This window comes from Micromonospora sp. NPDC047467 (genome assembly GCF_040643095.1).
Taxonomy (GTDB): Bacteria; Actinomycetota; Actinomycetes; order Mycobacteriales; family Micromonosporaceae; genus Micromonospora.
On the sequence record NZ_JBEYTO010000007.1, the window covers coordinates 292038 to 312375 of the forward strand.

Here is a 20338-nt window from a genome sequence, read left to right on the forward strand (position 1 = left end):
GATCTGTCGAGGGAGCTTCAGATGAGTCAGAACGTGGCGGTGTTCGGGGCGTACGGGCACACCGGACGGTTCGTGGTGACGGAGTTGCGCGAACGCGGGTTCACGCCGCTGCTGCTCGGCCGTGACGAGGGCAAGCTCCAGGCGCTGGCGGCGTCGGGGTTCGACCATCGGGTGGCGTCGGTCGACGATCCGACCTCGCTCGACCGGGCGTTGACGGGCGCGGCGGCGGTCATCAACTGCGCCGGCCCGTTCGCCTTCACCGCAGCCCCGCTGATCGAGGCCGCCCTGCGCGCCGGAATCCCGTACGTGGATGTGGCGGCCGAGATCGAGGCCGTCGTCGACACGTACACCAGATTCAGTGCCCGCGCGCGGACCGCGGGCGTCGCGGTGGTCCCGGCGATGGCGTTCTTCGGCGGGTTCGGCGACCTTCTGGTCACCACGGCGATGGGCGACTGGACGCGGGCCGACGAGGCGCACGTCGCGTACGGCTTGAGCAGCTGGCACCCCACGGCCGGGACCGTCGCCTCCGGGGTGGTCTCCCGCGATCGGCGCGACGGCCGCCGGGTCCGCTTCACCGGCGGCCGGCTGGAGTACCACGTCGCCGACCGTGAACTGCCGAGGATCGACTGGGACTTTCCCGCTCCGCTGGGCCGCCGCAGCGTCCTCGACGGGTTCAGCATGGCGGATGTCGTCACCGTCCCCAGTCACCTGAGCATCCCCGAGGTCCGCAGCTACATGACCACCGACGCGGCCACCGACCTGGCCGCCGCGGGCACACCGGCACCGGTCGCGGTCGACGTGCTTGGCCGGTCCGCGCAGAGGTTCGTCGTCGACGCGGTCGTCTGCTCCGGCGACAGGCGACGACGTGTCGTCGTCAGCGGCCAGGACATCTACGCGATCAGCGCACCGTTGGCCGTCGAGGCGGTCCGGCGGATTCTTGCCGGTGAGACGAGGACGAGCGGCGTCGCCTCCGCCGGCGCGATCTTCGACGCGCCGGACTTCCTCGACGCGCTGTCCGCACACATCGTGGTCGAGGCGTGCCCCACCGACCGGATGATCAGTGGGGCACCCTGACGGCGCGGGGATGATCTGCTCGGTCCATCCCCAGCGGTGAGCCGGCTCCAAGGTTGGCCCATCGGAGAACCAGCCGGAGATCAGCGTCAGAAGTCCGTCCCCGACCCGCGAACTATGGCTGGGTTCAGGCCGATCACTCCCGCAGGGGGCTGACTCCCGCTACCGCCAGGTCGAGGAGCCGGTTCGCGTCGGCGGCGGGGTCCGGGTGGTGCTCCGTGGCCAGGGCGATGCCGGTGACCAGCGCGAGCAGGTCGGTGACGGTGACACCTGGTGCCACGGCACCGGCCCGCGCGGCCCGACGTACCAGTGGATCGCCGGCCTCGGTGAGCTGCATCGAGGCGCAGTGCTCGTGCGCCTCGACGGCGCAGTCGCGGGTCAGCGCGATGGCCAGTCCCTTGATGGTGGTGACGTACCCGTTGACGGCGGTCAGCCACTCCAGCAGCGCGGCCCGCGCGTCGGCCGCGTCGGACAGGTCGCGGGCACGGGCGCACAGCGTCTCGATCACTCCGCGGAAGACCGCGTCCAGCAGGGCGTGGCGGCTGGGAAAGTGCCGGCGCACGGTGGCCGAGCCGACTCCCGCGATGCGGGCGATCTGCTCCAGGGACGCGTCGGCGCCGTGTGCGGCGATCTCCTGCTCGGCCACGGCGAGCAGTCGCGCGTAGTTGCGCCGGGCGTCCGCTCGCTGGGTGGACATGGCGGCACCTCTCGGTTGCTAAGTGGCGGGGTCCGCCGTATCTTATCGGAAGCAGAAACGGCGGGCCCCGCCGTTTAATGCTGCTCGCGACAGGAGACTCCTCATGCCCACCGATTCCGCACCCGTCCTGGTCACCGGCGCCACCGGAAACCAGGGTGGTGCCACCGTCCGCGCCCTGCTCGCGGCCGGCGTACCCGTGCGGGCACTGGTCCGCGACCCGGCAACCGACCGGGCGCGGGCAGTCGAGGCGCTCGGCGCCGAGCTGGTCACCGGCGACCTCAATGATCGCGACTCGCTGGTCACTGCCGCGCGAGGAGCCCGCGCCGTCTTCTCGGTGCAGATGCCCGCGATGAACGGAAACACGATCGACTTCGACGGCGAGTTGGCCCAGGCCGTCAACCTGATCGAGGGTGCGCTGGCCGCGCAGGTGCCGCAGTTCGTTCACACATCCGTCACCGGCGCTGGGCAGCACACCGAAACCCCCGGCTGGGCCGAGGGCCGCTGGGCAGCCCTGGAGCCCTACTACCGCACCAAGGCCGGGATCCAGGATCGGGTACGCGAGGCGGGGTTCACGCACTGGACGCTCATCAAGCCGGGCACTTTCATGGAGAACTTCCTGCCGTCGGCGGCGTACCTCATCCCTCGTGGTGTTGCCAACGGCCTGGCGACTGTCCTGAAGCCCCAGACGTCGCTCTCCCTCGTCGCGGTCGACGACATCGGCCGGGCAGCCGCTGCGGCCATCGCCGAACCCGCTCGGTTCCACGGGGTCGAGCTGGAGTTGGCGAGCGACTACCTGACGATGGCGGAGATCGCCAAGGTCCTCTCCGACGCGCTCGGCACCGAACTGATGGCCCCTGACATGACCGAGCAGGAGGCGATCGCGGCGGGAATGCCGGCGTATGCCGGCACCGCGCACGCGCACATGGACGTGGCCGGGCAACCTGCCCGCCCGGAGTACGCGCGAGCCCTCGGCATTCCCCTCACGACGTTCGAGGAGTGGGCACGCGACGCTCTGCGCTCCCCGTCGCGGCGTTGAGCCGCCCGGCGCCCACGGGGTCCACTCTCCCGACCGGGGCGACGGCGATCCGGATCCACGCGGCGCGGCGCGGAGCGGTGGGGGGTGGTGGGGTGATGGGTGGTGGGTGGTGTGCCGGTCGCTGCCTTTGGAGCTGAATCGTTTGCGACATCACCGCTCGGGCGAGGACGGTGCGCCTCCCGGACCGGAAACCCCGCCAGCGCGGCTGAATCGTCTACGACATCAGCTCCAAAGGACGCCAACCCCTCAGTCCCCCGCCCCGCGCGCCACGCCGCGTCGGCGTCAGACCATCGGTCCCTGGCCGAGGCGGCACCGTGAAAGAGCGGCACCGTGAAGGACGGGACCAGCAACGACTGACGCCGGCCGGCGTGGCCAGGTGCGCCACGACGGCCGGCGTCAGTTGAGCCACGATGGTCAGAGAATCACGCTGACCCCGGCGGCCTTGCACGCGTCGGTGATGCCCTTTCCGGCCTTCTCGAAGGCCGGGTTGTCGGCAGCTTCCGCCGGGTCCGCCGCCGCTGCGGCCTTGGACGCCTCGGCGCCGAACTGCCGCAGGGCAGCGGCCAGCTTGCTGTCACCGCCGGCCGTGGCAACCGTGGTCACCTTCTGCTCCAACTCCAGGAGGATCTTCTTAAAATCGGCCGCCGACGGCTCACCAGCCGTGGCGACCTTCACCAGCTCCGCCTTCATCTCGTCGCTGGCCTTCTTCGCCGACTCGCAGAGGTCCTTGTCGCTCATGGAGGCGGCCGCGGGCGACGAAGCCGGCGCGGAGGCGGCTGCCGACGATGGCGCGGCGGACGTGGGGGCAGGTGTCGTGGAACCGGCGGTCGACGCCGCATCTCCGTCACCACAGGCGGCGAGAGCCGTCGCGACGGCAAGAATCAACAGGGCAGAGGCAAAACGAGTCGACTTCACGGACGCGCACGTTAGCCGATGTCCCGGAGGTGATCAATTCGTCTTCCGGGGCCTGGCCAGATGACTATTCGTTCCCGGGCCGAGCGCGGGTCGCGAGGCTCCGGCCGCACTCGCGCGCCTGGCCCTCGGCGTCGGCCCTGATGCGCTCGGCCAGGTCGGTGAACTGGTCGAGGGCGGGGTTGACGCCGACGAGGGTGAGGCACTGGTCTACGAGAGGGTCGCGCCGGCCACCGCGAAGCTCACCAGGATCGCGCCGGCCAGCGGCACGGCCACCGCGACGGCGAGCGCCCGCTGACGGTGTGACCTACCGGTCAGCAGCACGATCAACAGGCCCAGCGCGAGGTCGATGGCGACGTTCCACCACGCGCCGGAGGAGTAGTTGGGGTCGTTCGCCTTGCCGGCGAACCGGGCCGCCTCCTCGAAGAACACGGCTGCCGGCAGCGCGACCCCGACGACCTGCCGCCACCCGGCGCCCCGCGCCCAGGTCCCCGCGGTGCCGAAGACCACCCCGGCGAGCACCCCGAAGAACATCCAGACCAGCGACGTCGGCGACCAGAGCACCGCGAGGTCGTCGCCCTGCAGGAGGGCCGCCGCGAGGTAGTAGCTGGGCACCGCGACGACGAGCAGGACGGTGGCACCGAGTGCGGCCCGTAGCCGCCCGGACCGCACCCACCAGCCGAAGAAGAAGGCGGCAACCGCCCAGGTCGCGGTGGAGTTGCCGAGCTCGGCGACCGGGAACGGCAGCCACTTGATCCAGCAGAAGTCGAGGAAGCCGAGCAGGAAGCCGCCCACCACGGAGGCGAGCGCCACCGTCCGATCACCAGGTCGCATGACGGCAGAGCATACCGAGTATGCCCAAGTCCACCAGGGACGGCCCTCATCGCCCGGCATGTCGCTGACAGGGTTGGCTACGCAGCCTTCAGTGCCGCGGCGAGCGCGGCGCTGAGGATCTGCTCCACTCCGTCGGGAGACTCCGTGGTTGGCTTCCCCCTGAGGTGCCCCGGCCAGCCGTAGACCGTCATCGAGCCGCCGGCGATCCCCGGCAAGTCGTGGTCGATGCCGCCGGCATACGTCGACGGTTTGCGGAGCACCTCGTCGGTGGGCACGTACGCGGGCACCTCGTTGGCGTAGCCGGCGAACAGCAACTGGCTCGACGTGCCGTATCGCTCCCGGAAGTCGACGGCGTAGCCGGACACGATCTCGCCGCCGGCCAGCAGCACCCGGAGGTCGGGGCTGCCGGTGAATCTCCAGGACTGAACGGGCAGGGGGATCGACGTCGCGAACGTGCCGGTCTCTGCCTGGGTCATCATCTGTTGCGCGTGCCGACGGTAATTGCCACGTAGGCCAGCGTTGGTCAAGCGCGTGGTGTGGGCCACCGACATCTGCCGAAGGTTGTCCTCGGTCAGTGTCACGTCCAGCGGCAGGTCCACCTCGCGGTAGTGGGTCGCCGTCGGACCGACGACCGACCGGCCCGGTCGCGTCATCGCGTCCGTGACGGCCTGTGCGATTTCACCGCCCCGCCGGCTCCGCTGGTCCCAACTCCGCGCGCCGATGGGGTCCTGGTCGCCGGCCGGCCCGAGGAGGAACTGGGCGAACGCGCCGGTTGTCTCCTCGATCCGGGAGACCGCGTAGCCCGGGTAGTCCGGATCGAACATGGTCTGGGGCCCGGCCGTCACCGGATGGCAGCCGTAGCCGAACAGCACGGCCAGGGGCTCGCCGCCCGGAGTGCGGGCGGTCAGGATGGGGACGTCCGACTCCACGTGCGACAGCCCTTCCCGGTTGTAGGAGAAGTGCTGGGCGACGACCTGGTAGTCGAGGGTGCAGGTCACCCGCGGGCCACGGAGCGTGTCGCGGACCAGTCGCACGATCTGGGCGGCCAACCGGTCGCTGTAGGCATGCACCTGTGCCTGTTGGTCGGCGTCCATCCCGTAGGCGATGAACGGATCCGGCTTGTCGCTGAGCACGGGGCCGTTGTGCGTGTGGGTGGCGGTCAGCGCGAAGTTCTCCGAGGTCAGGCCGAGGCCGAGCACCTGGCTGCGGATCGACCTGTGCAGGCCGCGCGCGAAGCCGAGGACGTCGGCGCTGACGAGGACATGCGGCTCTCCCGCGTACCACCAGATGGTGCACCGTGCGAACAGCGCGGCGGCGGCCCCGGCCGACCGGCGTGGCGCGTCCGCGACGTAACCGGCCAGGTAGGTGCCGGCCGCCGGGGTGATGTCGACCTTCCCGACCGACAGTTCGGTGCCCGCCGCCGCCGGTGCGGAGCTGCTGACGAGGCCCTGGCCCAGCAGCGACGCGGCGACGAGGGAACCGCCGGTGAGGAGGCGACGACGACTGACGGCCGGTCGCCGACCTTTCGCATCACCCGGGTTGCCGGTGGGGGACATGATCATTCGGCAACGCTTCTCCCCCGTGAGGCGCCGACGCGCGACCGTCTACCGGACGTCAGCCAGTATGCCTGAGCGGTGGCCTCCTGCCGCGTCCGCTCGGTGGCGACGAGCGGACGCCGCCCACCAGCTCAACGTGCCGGACTCGTCGGTGAGGGTCCGCGACGACCCCGGTGTCATTGGTGCTGCTCATGTCGTTCCTCCATCGTCGAGTGACTGGCGTACACCGGGGCTACTCCGTGCCGTCCGCCGGCAGGCGCTCCGGGAGCCCGAGCCGCGCGAACTGGTCGTCGTGGAAGGTGGTGATCTCGGTGATCGCCCCGCCGGTGACGCGCAGGACGTCGATCGTCAGCGGCAGGTACGCGCCCTCCCCCTCCCGCCAGTGGTAGAAGGCGACGGCGGGCTGCCGGTTCACGGCGGTGGGGACACCGCGCAGGCCCGTCATGCCCTCGAAACCGCCCTCGATCCAGTCGTTCACGACCGTGTCACGCCCGACGTACACCCCGGGGGTGGGCGGCATCGAGGACCGGACGTCCTCGCGCAGCATCGCGGCGAGCGCCGGGACGTTCGTGGCCACGCTGGCCTCGGTGTAGCGGCGTACCAGCTCGCGTGTCCTGGTGTCCTCCTCGCCGCCGGTCCAGTCCTGCCGCTCGGCGGGCAGGTGCTCCCGCATGCCGGCGCGGGCCCGCTGCAACGCGCTGTTCACCGAGTTGACGGAGTCCCCGAGCAGCTCCGCGACGTCCTTCGCCGGCCAGCCGAGCACGTCCCGCAGGATCAACACGGCCCGGGGGCGCGGCGCGAGGTGCTGGACGGCGACCAGGTACGCCAGCTCGATCGTCTCCCGCGCGACGGCGACGGCCTCCGGCTCGTCCGCGTCGCCGGCCGGCAGTTCGTCGAGCAGCCGGTCCGGGTAGGGCTGCAACCACCGCACCTCGCCGCCGGTCGCGGGCTTCGGGCGGCGCTTGGCGAGCAGGTCCAGGCAGGCGTTGGTGGCGATCCGGTACAGCCAGGCCCGGAACGTCGACCGCCCCTCGAAGGTCTCGCGCCGCCGCCAGGCCCGCAGGAACGTCTCCTGCACGGTGTCCTCGGCGTCCTCGAAGGACCCGAGCATCCGGTAGCAGTGCACGTGCAGCTCCCGCCGGTGCCGATTCGCCAGCCCTGTGAACGCCGGCTCGTCGACCTCGCCCAGATCACTCACGCCCAGTTCCGTCAGCCGTGTGTCCGCACTCATCACGTCATCCTTCCGCCTCGTCGTGTCCTGTCGGAGGTGTGACGGGTGTGGGCGCGACAACTCATCACCACGCGACCCTGCCGCGCCCCCCTGCTGTCAGCGGGTACTGGGGTGTGCATGTCGGCAATCCGTCGTTGTCCGGGCGTCGGGCTACTCCGTAGCGTCGCGGCTACCTAGCGATGCCCAGCGGAAGGAGCCCTCGTGACCGAACTCGTCGCTCCGCAGCTCGTCGTGAACAGCAGAATGCTCTACTTCGGTTGGCTGCCGGCCGACCCCGACGCGGTGGCCGCCCTGGTGCCCGACGGGCTCACGCCGGCACCGAACCACCAGGTCTTCGTGAACCAGTACGTCGTCGACGACGCCGGGCAGACCTCCGGCTTCGGCGCGTACTCCCTGACGTACATCGGGCCGGACCTCTCCGGGGTCGACGCTCCCGACGGTGTCACGCCCGGTCGTTGGTGGACCCATTACTTCAATTCCAGTCCGGTCGTCCGGGCGTATGCCACCGCCCGGGGCGTGCCGGCGACCCCGGGAAGGACCACCATCGAGGTACGCGGGCGTCGGCTGATCGCGACCACCGAGGCGGACGGCGTACCCGTGATCAGGACGACGGCCCGCGTCGGGCGCACCGGCGACGCCGTCAACCAGGGCCAACTGCGCTACCTCACCCGGCTGGACGGCAGGCTGCACAGCGGCAACTACCCGTTCGTGGCGGAGCCGGTCGACCCGTTCGAGGTCGAGTCGCTGGAATTCCTCGAACCTGACCACCCGGTGCACGCCCTGCGTCCGGCCGATCCACTGAACATCGTCTGGGGCTTCTACTCACCGCGTGCGTCGTTCGCCTACCCGGGCGGCGAGTCGGTGCTCGACTGAGCCCATTACCCGCGAACGGCCCGCCCTGGTCCACAGGTCCGGGGTCAGGGCGGTCCCATCGGCGGGTCGGGTTACGGTGCGGGTCACGCCGACGAGGGGAAGACAGATGACTGTTTCCGCACGACGTCTGCTGACCGCGGTGGCCGCGACCTCGGCCCTGGTCTCGTTGGGAGCCTGCAGCGCCGGTGACACAGCCCGGGTGCCGACGACGCCGAGCCCGCAGGTCTCCCCCACCCCGTCGCCGGCCGACCCGCGGGAGTTGCAACGGCTGGAGGAGACGTTCGACGCGCGACTGGGAATCTATGCCGTCGACACGGGCACTGGCCGCACCGTGGAGCACCGGGCCGACGAGCGGTTCGCGTACGCCTCGACCTGGAAGGCGTTGGGTGCCGCCGAGGTGCTGGACGACACCACGGATGCCGAACTGGATCGTGTGGTGCGGTATTCGACGGACGACCTGGTGACGCACTCGCCGATCACCGAGAAGCACGTCACCGAGGGCATGAGCCTGCGTGCCCTCGCCGACGCCGCCGTGCGCTACAGCGACAACACGGCCGGCAACCTGCTGCTGAAGCACCTCGGAGGGCCGCAGGGGTTCGAGAAGCAGTTGCGGGAGATCGGTGACACGGTCACCGACTCCTCCCGTTACGAGACCGACCTCAACGAGGCGAAACCGGGCGACAGGCGGGACACCAGCAGCGCGCGGGCCCTGGCGGAGGACCTCAGGGCGTACACCGTGGGGGATGCTCTGGACCCGGCGGACCGTGACGTCCTGCGCGGCTGGCTGCGGGGCAACACCACCGGTGGGGCGCTGATCCGCGCCGGGGTGCCCGACGGCTGGGTCGTCGGGGACAAGACCGGAACCGGAGGGTACGGCACCCGCAACGACATCGCCGTGATCTGGCCGCCCGATCGTGCTCCGATCATCCTCGCCGTGCTGTCCAGCCGCGACGAGAAGGACGCCACCCACGACGACGCCTTCATCGCCCAGGCCACCAGGGTTGTCGTCGCCCAACTGTGAACGGAGCGGACGGCGACGCGAGCCTAGGTGGCGTTGTCGTACTCCGTCTGATGGCGGCGGATCTCGGCGTGGTGGTCGGCCGACCAGGCGGCCAGGGCCAGGACCGTGGAGAGCAGTGACGTGCCCAGGTCGGTGAGGGCGTACTCGACGCGGGGCGGGACCTCGGGGTAGGAGGTCCGGGTGACGAGGCCGGTGCGCCGCAGGTGCTTCAGGGTCAGCGTGAGCATGCGCTGAGAGATGCCGGGGATCGCGTCGCCCAGGTTCGAGTAGCGGACGGGGCCGTCGGCGAGCGTACCGATGATCAACACGCTCCACTTGTCGCCGACGAGGTCCAGGACCTCGCGGATGAAGTCGGCGTCCTCGTCGTTCCAGTGCGCGCAGGGGCCTGGCGCGGCCCGGACGTTCGCCCGGACGTTGGTCCGCCTCCGCCGAAGATCCTCTGCACTCATCCCGGCCCCCTCTCCGCCAGCCCTCCGCTACGCACATGAATGTACCTTTTGTGGCCCTCCAATTCTCATGCATGATGTTGCTACGAACAAGTAGTGAGAATCAAGGAGAGGTGCCATGAAGATCGAGTTTTGGTCGGACATCGTCTGCCCGTACTGCGGGCTGATGGATCACCGGCTCCACCAGGCCCTGGATCGACTCCCGTACGGCGACCAGGTGCGGGTGATCCACCGGTCGTTCCAGCTACACCCCGACCTGCCGCGCGAGGGTGTCAGTCAACGGGACTTGATCAAAATGGCCGGGGCTCCCGCGACGACCGTGGATCGGGTCCTGCGGCCGATCGAGCGGGCCGCCGAGGCGGAGGGCCTGACGCCCTACCGCGCGGTCGACCGCACCCTCGGCCCGACGGATTTCGCCCACGAACTACTCGCCTACGCGACCGACCAGGGCCGCGGCAACGAGATCTGGTCGGCGATGTTCCGCGCGCACTTCGGGCAGGCCCGCAAGCTCTGGACTGCCGGGGAGGTCCTCGACTTCGCCGCCGAGGTGGGCCTGGACCGCGCTGGCGCCGCCGAGGCTCTGCGTACCCGCCGCTACCGTGCCCGCGTAGCGGCTGACCAGCGCGAGGCACAGCGCCTCGGGGCACGCGGCGCGCCGTTCCTCGTGTTCGACGGCCGCGTCGCCGTACCCGGGGCGATCGGCCTCGACGACCTGCTCGCCGTCATCACCAAGGCCTGGGACGAGAGCCATCCCACGCCGCAGCCGCTGCCGGTGATCGCCGACGCCGAGGGCGTGTGCGCTCCGGACGGGTGCGCCGTACCCGACCGCACCACGTGAGTCGCCCAGAGCCCTTGCGGGTCGATCATGGAGTTGTGGTGGTGCACAAAAGCCGCGCCTCATCTCCTAGCGGGCACCATAACTCCATGATCGACGCGGGTCATCGGGTGCGGCCCTGACGTAAGCCAGCGGGGTCGGCGTCCTGGTTAGCTGGCTGACGAGAACAGTCCACCGGCCAGCAGGAAGCTCACCAGGATCGCGCCGGCCAGCGGCCGGTTACCAGGTCATCGAGCACTCGGGCGACACCAACGTCCTGGCCACGCTGGGCGATCATGTGGAGTCAGGGGTTCTGACACTCCGCGTCGCAGCCACCTTTGCCTTCGAGGAAGTCGCGCAGGCACATGCATTCATCGAGGCGGGAGGAGTCCGGGGCCGCCCCGTCACCGTCTTCTGACCGAGCATTCCGACTGTTTCTGCGTTCTTGATTGGCGTGGCGGGCATGGCCGATTCGGCGCGGATAACGAAGCACAATGGTTGCCCGCGACCATCCGAATCAGTCACGCCCGCCGCCAACACCTCAAGTAATACGATTCACGATCGGCTCTGCCGGGTCCTGAGGTCAGACGACCTTGAAACTGTGCAGGGGCGACTGGACGTTGTGGAGATCGCCGGTCGGGACGAGGTAGGAGACGCCCGTGCAGCCGGCGCCCGAGAACACCTTCAGGGTGTCGTCGGTGAGGTTCACCCAACCCAGGAAGCCGATTGGGGTGGTGACGCACTCGGTGCTGAGCGGCACCGTGTATTCCATCGTGGCGTCGTTGAACCACTTCGACACGTGCAGACACACGGCGCCGTCGGCGTAGGTGCAACTGTCGTTGGGCTCAGCCGCGACCGCGGGCGTGGCGGTCACCGCGAGTGCCGCGGCGCTGATGGTCGCGAGCACCGCGGCTCGGGCGGACGTTGATGGGCGCATGCAATCCTCCTGTGGATACAGGTGCCGGTAAGTTGGCGCTGAAGGAACTGTCGCCCCTCACAGCCAACTGACTAAACATTTGACGCCTCAACGAAGTGAATGTCAATGCGGCCGCCGCGATCATCGCCGATATGCCGCCGCCGGCATTTTCGGCCCCTATTACAAACGCACCCCGGCCCCGATCAGTTCACGTGAACTGAATCTTTTCGTCCATCAGCGCACCGCCGTCGTCGACGCCGTACTGGCGATTGCCGAGGACCTCGGTGTGAGCGCGGCCCAGGTCTCCCTGGCCTGGCTGCGTCGCCGGGCCGCACTGGCCACCACGGCCCTGGTCCCGATCGTCGGCCCGCGCACCCTGACCCAGTTGGACGAATACCTGAAGTCTCTCGACCTCGACCTCAGCGACCAGCACTACCAGCGCTTGGACGAGGTCAGCGCCCTCCGGCCCGGAGCCCCGCACGAGGACGTCGCGGCCGCACTGGATCAGGGCACCGACGGTGACCGCACCCTGCTCGACCTGCCCCCCGTTCCCGCCATCTGAAGACGCCGCCGGGAGTTCGCCGCGGCGCTCCGCCGCCTGCCGGCATAGCGTGTGGTGATCGGGTGAGGCCGACCAGCGTCGCCAGTTGCGCCACCCCGGCCGGCGCCGGCTGCGCGCGGGCAACGTCGGCGATGACGGTACGCGCCAACGGCCAGCACCGAACCTCACCCGGCGCGACATTGTCCGCGTCCACGCAGGGGTGCCGTCATCACGGGTATGGACTGCGAGCTTGAACGTTCTGCAGCCATGCCGGACGCACCCCCCAAGAGTCCGACGGCGTGCTGCCCCATTCGCACGCTGGCCCCGCGAAGCGATCGATCTCTAGAGGAGAGTTGTCAGGATCAGCGGCGAACAGTTCCAGATCCTCGGCGTAGCGGACAAGCAGTTGCGTCCAGGACGGAGCCAGCACGTCCCACGTGGCGCATTCGACATCAACCCGAACCACCTGTCCGGGCGTTCCCCCCGGTGCCGGATCAAAGTCGAGCAGCCACTGCACGTCGCCATTCATGTCGCCCACGACCACTGCGCCCGGCGAACCGATGATCGGTCGCACCGGTCCGTTCAGGCAGAGATGTTCGCCTTGGTCGACCAGGTATGCCCAGACCTGAGGATCGTCCCATTCCGGCTCCGGATGATAGTTGTCGCGCCACATCCGGGTCATCTCGATGATCTCGTTGGTGTCGTAGAGGTAATCCAGCGGTACCGGGCTGGGCTGGAGCTGACCCGAGTCGTACCCCCACTTGGTTCCGTTGTGGATGCGCAGGCTGGCGCGGAAATCCCGCGGCAGTGGCACGGCCAACGCGGCCTCCAACGCATCGACTGCCTGTACCGGGGCCGGTGCCTTGAGCTGCCGTACGGAAGCCGGCAGGACGCGACTCAGGCCAGCCTCGATCCGCGTCCACGCCTCGGTAACGCCCTTGTCGACGCCGGCTCCAGTGTCTGTCACGACGCAGACTCTAGACATCGCCACCGCAGGCGCACCTACCTCATCTGCCGCAGGCCGTGCATCGTGAGCGCAGCCGACTGGCGAGTGGCGACGCGCGCACGTGCCGACGAGCGTGCGCAAAGGGGACCGGAGGGTCTTCAAGCCGGATTGTCATTGCGGGACGCGTCGACGACTGATGGCGGTAGCCCGTAGATGCCGGTTGCGGTCACGGTGGCGTCGTCGATCGCGCTCGGGTCGACGCTCCAGCGACCGGCCATCGCCATCACATCGGACTCCGACGGCGTCGTGTCGTACCAGGCTGTCCACTCAGCGTCGGACCAGTGTTCGCACCCAGGCTCCGCACCGCGGAGACCGACGCCCAGAGCGATTTCGTCGGCTGTCGGGGCACCGACGAACAGCGGCACCTCGCCTCGCTCGCCGTTGAAGCAGTAGGCGCGTAGCAGCTCACCGTCCAGGGCCCGAGCCCAGGCATGGTAATCCGGGACCCGTTCGTTGGCGAAGAACTGCGCTTCACCCAGCTGCTGACTCAGCATCCTGAGCCAATCGGGAAAGGGCGGCTCGGTCGCGTCGAAACCCGGCGGCATATGCAGCCGGCCGTGGGCGAAGGTCCAGCCTGGCACCGGCGCAGTCACGTACACGCCGTGCTGGTAGGCCCGGTCGGTGCCGGTGGCCCAGTCGAGGACTTCCCGGTCGCATAGGCCAAGGGCATCGGCTACCTCGTCTGGGGTCCGGTTTGGGACAGCCAGCCACGACGTCTTGTAACTGAATCCGGCCACGCCTCGCATGATCCCAGGAGCCTTGTCGTAGCTGCCCAGAGGCATCCGGATCCGCCGCATTGCGCACGCCGGTGGTCAGGCCTGTCCAGGTTAAAGATTATTGACATCGTGTCAGGACTTCTTTACCTTCGGTATGTCAAGTTTTTCGTACATGGGGGCGGGACATGTCCTCTGAGGAGAAGCACACCTGGATCTCCGCCCTGGTCGGCGTCGCCGTCCCGGTCGCCTACCTGGCGGCCGTCCTGTCCAAGGTGCCGGGTACGGACGCGGCGAGGAGCGCCTACGTGGGGCCGATGCTCACCCGGACAGGACCGACGAGCGCGATCGCAGGTATTCCGTGTGCCGCTCGACGACGTCTTCGGATACCCCGACACCCACGAGTGGACCCCACAACTTGACACGGCGCGCGAGGCAACCGCCTCGCGGTCCGGTTCCACGCACCCGAAATCAAGGAGAGATCATGCAAACCCCTCAACGCCTCACCCGGATCGAGAAGGAGCCACGATGCACGCGCTGACACGTACCGCCCGCGTCACCGGGCTGTTCTACCTCGGCAATGTCATCACCGCCGTACCCGGGCTCCTTATTGTCCGCCCGCAGCTCTTCGCAGCCGACGATCCCAATGCGACGCTGGCCAACCTGGTTACGCACGAGTCGCTCGCCCGCGCTGGCGTTGCCTTGGCGCTGGGCATGGTCGTCACCCAGACCCTTGCCGCCGCCTGGTTCTATCGCCTGTTCCGCACCGTAGACTCCTTTGCCGCGAGCGGGATCGCCGCCTTCGGCCTGGTCAGCGCGATCGTGGGCCTCGTGAGCGCGGCAATGTTGGCCACGGCGGTCGAGGTATCGGTCGACCCGGTCGGCGACGCGGCGGCCAACGTCCAGGTTCTGTACCTGGTCAGCGACGACCTGTGGGGCGTGGGAGCACTGTTCTTCGGCCTGTGGCTTATCCCCATGGGCTGGTGCGTGCTGCGCTCAGGCTGGATGCCCCGCGTCCTGGGCTGGATCCTCGTCGGCGGCGGCGTCGCGTACGTGCTCAGCGCGTTCATCAGATACCTCGCCCCCGACGCACAAGTCGTGGCCGAGGCACTTACGTATCCCGCGTCCGTAGGCGAGCTCTGGATGGTCGGCTACCTGCTCGTTCGCGGCGTGCGCCGGCAGGCACTGGACGAAGCGCCGCCAACCGTTCCCACGCCGACGCGGGTGGCGAGCTGAAGCGCATGGGCACCGTTGTCGATGTTAGGTTCGCCGGCATGACAGTGCAGATCACCGCTGGGCGTTTCCATGCGGCTGACGGTGTCGAGGACTGGCGTTGTCTCTACCACCTAGTCTCGGCTTATTTCCCGACCGGCTCGCTGTCAGCGGGCATCGCACTCGTCGATGAGATGGGTCGGCTCGCCGTCGGCAACGAACGCGAGTATCTCAACGTGGACCTGCGCCATGCCGGCGTGACCGTGTCGTTGTCCCGGCGCGACATATCACTGGCCCGACGGATTTCAGCCGCTGCCCGAGCGCTTGGCATCCCCGCCGACCCCACGGCCGTACAGCTCATCAACATCACCCTGGACGCCCTGAGCACCGACGTGCTGCCTTTCTGGCAGGCACTGCTCGGCTATCAACTGATCGGTGACGACTATCTGGCCGACCCGGCGCGACGCGGCCCCGGGTTCGGGTTGCAATCCATGGAGGCGGCGCGACCACAACGCAATCGTATGCACCTTGATATCGCCGTCCCGCACGATCAGGCCGAGGACCGCATCGCAGCCGCCCTGGCCGCTGGGGGACGTGTCATTTCCGACGCGCACGCGCCGATGTGGTGGGTTCTGGCCGACGCCGAGGGCAACGAGGCATGCATCGCCACCTGGCTCGGACGCGAGTAGCGGCTTCGCTCACAACGCGCCTGCATACCTCGGCCGACATCGCCGTGCGGGCCCTAGCGCTGCACCCCTGACGCCGCCGCAGCGCCGGTCAGCGGGTCAGGCCGACCAGCGTCGCCAGTCGCGCCACACCGGCCGGCGCCGGCTGCGCGCGGGCAACATCGGCGATGACGGTACGCGCCAACGGCCGGCACCGAACCTCACCCGGCGCGACACTGTCCGCGTCCACCAGCGCCCGCGCCGCCCCGCGCAGGTCACCCACCTGGAGGTACGCCCGCGCGACATCGATCAGGTACGCGCCCCGATACTCGGCCGGCAACCGCCGCCACCCCTCCCGCCGAACCACGATCGCGTGCCGCCGCACTGCCTCGGCGGCATCACCCCGCGAGGCAACCACCAGCACCCGAGCCAGCTCGACGGCGACCGGCCCGAAGCTGGTGCGGTACGTGTCGTCGTACCTCCGAAGGTTTGCGGCGACGCCCGCGGCCCGGTCGGTCAGCTCATCAGCGCGGCGGTGCTCGCCGCAACCGGCGGCAGCAAGCGCGGCCTGCACCAGCAACGTCCCGCCCACCGCCCTCCCCCGGTGCTCGCCCTGACCTTCGTGATCGCCCTCGCTTCCGTGATCGCCCTCGCCCTCGTGATCAAGAGGTTTGCGGGCGGTTTGATCTCCAAAAGCGCCGCAAACCTCTTGATCACCGGAGCGGGATGGGGGTGGGAGGACGCGGTTGGCTGCGGGGAGCAGCGCGGCTAGGGCCAGGCGGTCGCGGTTTTGCGCGCGGAGGGCCTGGCCCACCGAGATGGTCGCTGTCGCCGCGAGCAGCGGATCGTCGCAGGCGGCGGACATCGCGCGGTCGGCGGCCAGCCAGGCGAGGTCGGCCTCGCCGAGCTTGACCAGCAGAGACGAGGTGATCCGGTACGCCTGCACCAGCAACTCCGCCGACCGCGCGCCCTGGGCGGCGTCGAGCAGACCCGGCAGCAGCCGCACCAACTGCCCGTAGTGCGCGTGCTGGTAGGTCAACCAGGCGTGCCCGACCTGCCTTCTCAGTTCGTCCGTCGGCGGTGGAGCCTGCGAAGTGTCGTAGCGGGCGAGAGCGGCCCGGATGTCGTCCACCCCGTCCGGCGTGCTCGCCGGGGTGCCCTGCGGCTGCCCGAGCAGCACCTCCGGGTCGACGCGCAGGACGTGGGCCAGCTCCTGGATCACCGAGTACCGGTCCAGGGTGCGGGCACCCCGCTCGATCTTGTCCACCCAGCTCTTCGACCTGCGCAGCCGGTCGGCAAGCATCTGCTGCGTCATCTGCCGCCGCACCCGCCAGCGGGCAACCCGGCGACCGATCGGGAGGTCATCGCTGGTCACGCTTCCACCGCCGGTCCGGGACCGCGCGGGTCGTGTCGTCCACGGGTACGCGGTCTGCCTCGGCCTGAGCGAGGAGGCGCTGCTTGGCAGCCTCCCGCTCGGCCGCCTCACCGTTGTTCTCCGGAGCGTTGTCGTCCTGACCGCTCATCCCCGCCTCATCCGGTAAGGGCGCAGCTGGGCTCGGGATCGACCACCGCCGCGCTAGGTCATCGGGACGCGCTCACGTCCCAAACCGGACACTAGGGCAGATTGGTAATGTCGTGATTACTGGCAGTTATGCGGCCAGGTTGATGCCGATGCGGCCGGCGAGCAGGCGCAGCTCGTCGGGGATCGCTCGGCGCTGGGTGCGCTGCGCCAGAGTCACCACGGCGTCGCGGGCGAGGGGGTTGATGGCGAACGGGATCGGTGCTGCCCGCTCGGCCTGAACAAATGCGGCTAGTGCCTCAACGTCACGGCGACCGCCGTCCGCCAGCGCACGGCCGAGGTCGAGCCAGTAGGACTGTTGGCGGATCGACGCTGCGAGGACCTGCGGTCGGACCGTCCGGGACAGCTCAATGACTCGGCCAGACTCACCCTGCTCGGCCGCAATGGACATCTCCCACAGCCCGACGTTGGTTGGTCCGAACCCACAGCCGTTGAAGCCTGCGCCGTCGGCCGGATCCCCGAGGGTCGCCGCCTCGCGGGTCGCCTCCGCGAGGTGGTCGCGGGTGACATCCAGACGACCGCTCACCGCCGAGGTCAGCGCAGCGGAGAGGTGGAGCTGGCCGAGCATTTGTCGCACACGCTCGTCGGCAGCGTCGGCTTGAAGCTCGGTCAGAGACCGGTCAGCAGCGCGGGCCGCGACGGTGGCGGACTCGATCGGCAGGCTCTGCGCGTAGGCGAAACGGGATGCCGCGATCCATGCTGGGTCCCCAGCGTGCTCGGCGACCGTCCCGGAGAGCCGGGCAGCGTTGAGGGCCAGGTGGCGGTATCCGAGGTTCCGCAGGCAGGTGGAGGCTTGGTAGGCCACCTGGACGAGCACGGTGCCGCCCACGGCGGCGGCTTCGAGCAGGAGGCTGGGGAGCAAACGCGCCATTGCAGGGTAGTTGCAGGAGGTGCGGAGCTGCTCGGCGCGGGCGATTTCGGCGGCCAGTTGGTCCTTGGTGTAGCTCGACAGGCGGCGCTCGCCGTCCTCGATCTCGATTAGGGCAGACCAGATCGCCGGCACGCACTCGGCGGCGCTCTCGCGGGCCGGATCGCCGGATTCGGTGCCCTGGCCGAGCAGGTCGGCCACCGTGACCTGGAGGGCAGCAGCAAGAGCGACCAGGGTGGACCGTCGGTCAATGGTCTTTCGCCCTGACTCGACCTGCGACACGTACGACTGGGTGACACCAGCGAGCCCCGCGAGGACGGCCTGAGTCATGCCGCCACGCCGCATCCGCCAGTATCGAATCCTGGCACCGATGGTGTCCGGCCTTGTCACCATGCCTTCGCCAACTCCCAGGTAGAGGACCGGAACAGCCGCCACGCTCAGCTATCTCCGCACGTCTGGACGGTACACCGACAGAGCGTCCAAGCGATGGCGCTCCGTGCCCGGGAAGCGTCGCCCCACGCAATCGCACATGGCGCCCCGAAGCGTCGGAGCTGATTGCGGTCGCATGATGACCTGGTCGAGCCGCATGGAGGGCCTGGATGCGGCGCCTGAACAGCTTCTGGATCTGCTGAGGAGAGTGGCTCTGCGGCAGGAGTAAGAGGAGGGGACAGCTCTACCGTAATCGAGGCGATCTTTAGGGAACCGCTGGGTGGGCCGGTGGCAAAGTCCAACTCCGTGCTTCGTCGGCGACCTCACACGGATCCCGCGCTCCGAGCATCCGCTAAATCCGCGCCCCACGACCCTCACTTCCTACACCATCGGGTTGTATGCTGATTTAACAATGTGTCTACCACTAGGTGGACTCGCGCGAGACGGGAGACGCCGTGCTGCAGTGGGGTTCTGATATCCTCGAGCGAATCCATTTATCGAGCACGATCGAAAATCCGTCGTCTTATCTGCTCGAACACTTTCCTCCACTGCTAACTGACGAATGCCTCCAAGGGCAAACGGAAGGAGTGGTCAAGCATGTTGAGGCATCCCTTCGGCGAGGCCACGTTCCGAGTCACGAAATAATTCCGATGCCCCGGGGTCTAGACGGTTACAGGCCTGTCGTGTATGCAGATACCACAACTCGCATAGCCTATGCAGCACTTGTCGAGGCCGCGCTGCCGGTTCTAGATCCCCCCTCGCGGTCCGAGGCGAACCGCTGGGAGTTTCGGAACCTCGGCACCGATGAGTCAAAGCCAGGCTATGTGATCCTCTCTGATATTGCATCGTGTTATGAGTACATAGCACCAGCAATTCTTTCAGACGAGCTATTCATGCGGTCGGATGATTTCGAACTCGTAAGGCACCTTCTCGACCTACTGCAACATTTGACCACTCTAGAACGCGGCATTCCCCAGATGCTTCAGCCTAGCGATCGGCTTGCCGATCTGTACTTGAGTAGGATCGACCGATCCCTTGAGAGATCCGGGCTGCGATGGATGCGAACGGCCGACGACTACAAGGTAGTCGTGCCTTCCTGGGACGAAACTGCTGGGGCGCTTGAGTTGCTCGATAGGGAGGTTCGCAATGTGGGGTTGATACTTTCCGCCGAGAAGACTCGCATCGTGCGGGCTGGAGTAAAGGCTAAAGCCCGATCGAGCAGTTCGCCGGAGACGGACGCGGAGGTAGAGGACGAAGACGAGGAAACATCTCCAATCGAAGCTCTCATGGAATGGCACGAGTATTGGCGTGAACGCACGCGCACCGGTGTCATGAACGTTCCTGATCCTCCTCCAACTCGGGAGATACGGCGCCTCAGTTCAGCCGAGGACGTCACAGCCGACCTGTTGGCAGACCTCGTTTTCGCCTACCCGCCCCATCTCGAGTATGTCGTAGGCATACTCGCTCGGCTGGTCTCTGCCTCTGACGAAAATGACGCCCTGGCAGGAGAGGCATTTAGCAAGATTCTGGAGCAGAGCCGTCCAACCTCTTGGAATATGCTGTGGCTACTGGAAGGTGCCAGCACCTTATTGCGGACGGGCAGAATGTCGAAAAGCGTAGACGCTAAAGCAGCAGCGATAAGAGGCCTGAAGGACGACAAAGAAGTGGTGCGCGCGCAGTCCGCATGGTTTCTTGCTCGATTCCACTCCCTTCGATTGGGCAATATTCAGGACCTGCACCTACATGCAAGCTATCTAACACTTCCAGCCGTTTCTGCTGCGGCAACTCTTGCGGCTATGCGAGCTGACGGGGACGAGAGCCGGAAGCTGAAGCAGCTAGCGTCCGCCATCATCGCTAAGCAACCCCTGAGCGAGATGGCGGCAGCTTGGGCGAAAACGCATGTCTAACTGGCCTGTTC

Annotated in this window: 22 protein-coding genes; 10 read left to right on the plus strand and 12 right to left on the minus strand. The window is 68.3% G+C overall.

Features of this window, described 5'->3' with window-relative positions:
• Positions 1 to 21 precede the first annotated feature (21 nt).
• Positions 22 to 1074, plus strand: coding sequence for a saccharopine dehydrogenase NADP-binding domain-containing protein (locus ABZ780_RS21345; protein ID WP_357487122.1), 1053 nt, complete (start codon positions 22 to 24; stop codon positions 1072 to 1074).
• A gap of 133 nt (positions 1075 to 1207) precedes the next feature.
• Here the strand turns inward: ABZ780_RS21345 and ABZ780_RS21350 are convergent, their stop codons facing one another.
• Positions 1208 to 1768: a helix-turn-helix domain-containing protein gene (locus tag ABZ780_RS21350; RefSeq protein WP_357487124.1), complete on the minus strand. Its 561-nt coding sequence runs from the start codon at positions 1766 to 1768 to the stop codon at positions 1208 to 1210.
• 103 nt (positions 1769 to 1871) lie between these two features.
• Here ABZ780_RS21350 and ABZ780_RS21355 point away from each other — a divergent pair, with 103 nt between their 5' ends.
• Positions 1872 to 2804, plus strand: coding sequence for an NmrA family NAD(P)-binding protein (locus ABZ780_RS21355; RefSeq protein ID WP_357487126.1), 933 nt, complete (start codon positions 1872 to 1874; stop codon positions 2802 to 2804).
• Between the two features lie 414 nt (positions 2805 to 3218).
• On the opposite strand, the gene ABZ780_RS21360 is transcribed toward ABZ780_RS21355, so the two are convergent.
• The 4 genes from ABZ780_RS21360 to ABZ780_RS21375 all read right to left on the minus strand — a co-directional run bounded on the left by ABZ780_RS21360 (position 3219) and on the right by ABZ780_RS21375 (position 7337).
• Complete coding sequence (locus tag ABZ780_RS21360) at positions 3219 to 3542, minus strand: hypothetical protein (protein ID WP_357001691.1); 324 nt, start codon at positions 3540 to 3542, stop codon at positions 3219 to 3221.
• A 384-nt stretch (positions 3543 to 3926) separates the two neighbouring features.
• A complete protein-coding gene (locus ABZ780_RS21365; protein ID WP_357487128.1) occupies positions 3927 to 4550 on the minus strand; it encodes a DUF6518 family protein in 624 nt (207 codons plus the stop codon).
• 77 nt (positions 4551 to 4627) lie between these two features.
• Positions 4628 to 6112, minus strand: coding sequence for a hypothetical protein (locus tag ABZ780_RS21370; protein ID WP_357487130.1), 1485 nt, complete (start codon positions 6110 to 6112; stop codon positions 4628 to 4630).
• A gap of 226 nt (positions 6113 to 6338) precedes the next feature.
• Positions 6339 to 7337 carry an RNA polymerase subunit sigma-70 gene (locus ABZ780_RS21375; protein ID WP_357001697.1) on the minus strand — a complete coding sequence of 333 codons (999 nt, stop codon included), beginning with the start codon at positions 7335 to 7337 and terminating at the stop codon, positions 6339 to 6341.
• 201 nt (positions 7338 to 7538) lie between these two features.
• On the opposite strand from ABZ780_RS21375, the gene ABZ780_RS21380 reads away from it, so the two are divergent.
• Together ABZ780_RS21380 and bla are read left to right on the plus strand one after the other, a co-directional pair.
• Positions 7539 to 8210, plus strand: coding sequence for a hypothetical protein (locus ABZ780_RS21380; RefSeq protein WP_357001699.1), 672 nt, complete (start codon positions 7539 to 7541; stop codon positions 8208 to 8210).
• A gap of 106 nt (positions 8211 to 8316) precedes the next feature.
• The gene (bla, locus tag ABZ780_RS21385) at positions 8317 to 9231 is read left to right on the plus strand and encodes a class A beta-lactamase (RefSeq protein WP_357001702.1); all 915 of its coding nucleotides are present in this window, start codon (positions 8317 to 8319) and stop codon (positions 9229 to 9231) included.
• 23 nt (positions 9232 to 9254) lie between these two features.
• Here bla and ABZ780_RS21390 read toward each other — a convergent pair whose 3' ends face one another.
• Positions 9255 to 9680 carry a helix-turn-helix domain-containing protein gene (locus tag ABZ780_RS21390; protein WP_357001704.1) on the minus strand — a complete coding sequence of 142 codons (426 nt, stop codon included), beginning with the start codon at positions 9678 to 9680 and terminating at the stop codon, positions 9255 to 9257.
• A gap of 115 nt (positions 9681 to 9795) precedes the next feature.
• On the opposite strand from ABZ780_RS21390, the gene ABZ780_RS21395 reads away from it, so the two are divergent.
• Entirely contained in the window at positions 9796 to 10515 is a 720-nt protein-coding gene (locus tag ABZ780_RS21395) for a DsbA family oxidoreductase (RefSeq protein ID WP_357001707.1), read from the plus strand.
• Between the two features lie 154 nt (positions 10516 to 10669).
• The gene (locus ABZ780_RS21400) at positions 10670 to 10909 is read left to right on the plus strand and encodes a zinc-binding dehydrogenase (RefSeq protein ID WP_357487209.1); all 240 of its coding nucleotides are present in this window, start codon (positions 10670 to 10672) and stop codon (positions 10907 to 10909) included.
• A 165-nt stretch (positions 10910 to 11074) separates the two neighbouring features.
• Here ABZ780_RS21400 and ABZ780_RS21405 read toward each other — a convergent pair whose 3' ends face one another.
• Complete coding sequence (locus tag ABZ780_RS21405) at positions 11075 to 11428, minus strand: hypothetical protein (RefSeq protein WP_357487132.1); 354 nt, start codon at positions 11426 to 11428, stop codon at positions 11075 to 11077.
• Positions 11429 to 11507: 79 nt separating this feature from the next.
• Between ABZ780_RS21405 and ABZ780_RS21410 the strand changes: the two genes are divergently transcribed.
• Positions 11508 to 11969 (plus strand): aldo/keto reductase, encoded by a 462-nt coding sequence (locus ABZ780_RS21410; RefSeq protein ID WP_357487134.1) that lies wholly within the window; start codon positions 11508 to 11510, stop codon positions 11967 to 11969.
• 208 nt (positions 11970 to 12177) lie between these two features.
• Here the strand turns inward: ABZ780_RS21410 and ABZ780_RS21415 are convergent, their stop codons facing one another.
• Both ABZ780_RS21415 and ABZ780_RS21420 read right to left on the minus strand, forming a co-directional pair.
• The gene (locus ABZ780_RS21415) at positions 12178 to 12915 is read right to left on the minus strand and encodes an SMI1/KNR4 family protein (protein ID WP_357487136.1); all 738 of its coding nucleotides are present in this window, start codon (positions 12913 to 12915) and stop codon (positions 12178 to 12180) included.
• A gap of 137 nt (positions 12916 to 13052) precedes the next feature.
• Positions 13053 to 13691 carry a hypothetical protein gene (locus ABZ780_RS21420; RefSeq protein ID WP_357487137.1) on the minus strand — a complete coding sequence of 213 codons (639 nt, stop codon included), beginning with the start codon at positions 13689 to 13691 and terminating at the stop codon, positions 13053 to 13055.
• Between the two features lie 504 nt (positions 13692 to 14195).
• On the opposite strand from ABZ780_RS21420, the gene ABZ780_RS21425 reads away from it, so the two are divergent.
• A complete protein-coding gene (locus ABZ780_RS21425) occupies positions 14196 to 14903 on the plus strand; it encodes a DUF4386 domain-containing protein (protein ID WP_357001727.1) in 708 nt (235 codons plus the stop codon).
• A gap of 38 nt (positions 14904 to 14941) precedes the next feature.
• Positions 14942 to 15568 carry a VOC family protein gene (locus tag ABZ780_RS21430; RefSeq protein WP_357001729.1) on the plus strand — a complete coding sequence of 209 codons (627 nt, stop codon included), beginning with the start codon at positions 14942 to 14944 and terminating at the stop codon, positions 15566 to 15568.
• 88 nt (positions 15569 to 15656) lie between these two features.
• Here ABZ780_RS21430 and ABZ780_RS21435 read toward each other — a convergent pair whose 3' ends face one another.
• From ABZ780_RS21435 to ABZ780_RS21445, 3 genes are all read right to left on the minus strand, one after another.
• A complete protein-coding gene (locus ABZ780_RS21435) occupies positions 15657 to 16919 on the minus strand; it encodes a helix-turn-helix domain-containing protein (RefSeq protein ID WP_357487139.1) in 1263 nt (420 codons plus the stop codon).
• On the minus strand, positions 16906 to 17067 hold the full coding sequence (locus tag ABZ780_RS21440) for a hypothetical protein (RefSeq protein ID WP_357487141.1): 162 nt from the start codon (positions 17065 to 17067) through the stop codon (positions 16906 to 16908). Before ABZ780_RS21440 ends, ABZ780_RS21435 begins: the two co-directional genes overlap by 14 nt.
• A gap of 126 nt (positions 17068 to 17193) precedes the next feature.
• Positions 17194 to 18384 (minus strand): helix-turn-helix transcriptional regulator, encoded by a 1191-nt coding sequence (locus ABZ780_RS21445; protein ID WP_357487210.1) that lies wholly within the window; start codon positions 18382 to 18384, stop codon positions 17194 to 17196.
• A 686-nt stretch (positions 18385 to 19070) separates the two neighbouring features.
• On the opposite strand from ABZ780_RS21445, the gene ABZ780_RS21450 reads away from it, so the two are divergent.
• A complete protein-coding gene (locus ABZ780_RS21450) occupies positions 19071 to 20327 on the plus strand; it encodes a reverse transcriptase domain-containing protein (RefSeq protein WP_357487143.1) in 1257 nt (418 codons plus the stop codon).
• The last annotated feature ends 11 nt before the right edge of the window (positions 20328 to 20338 follow it).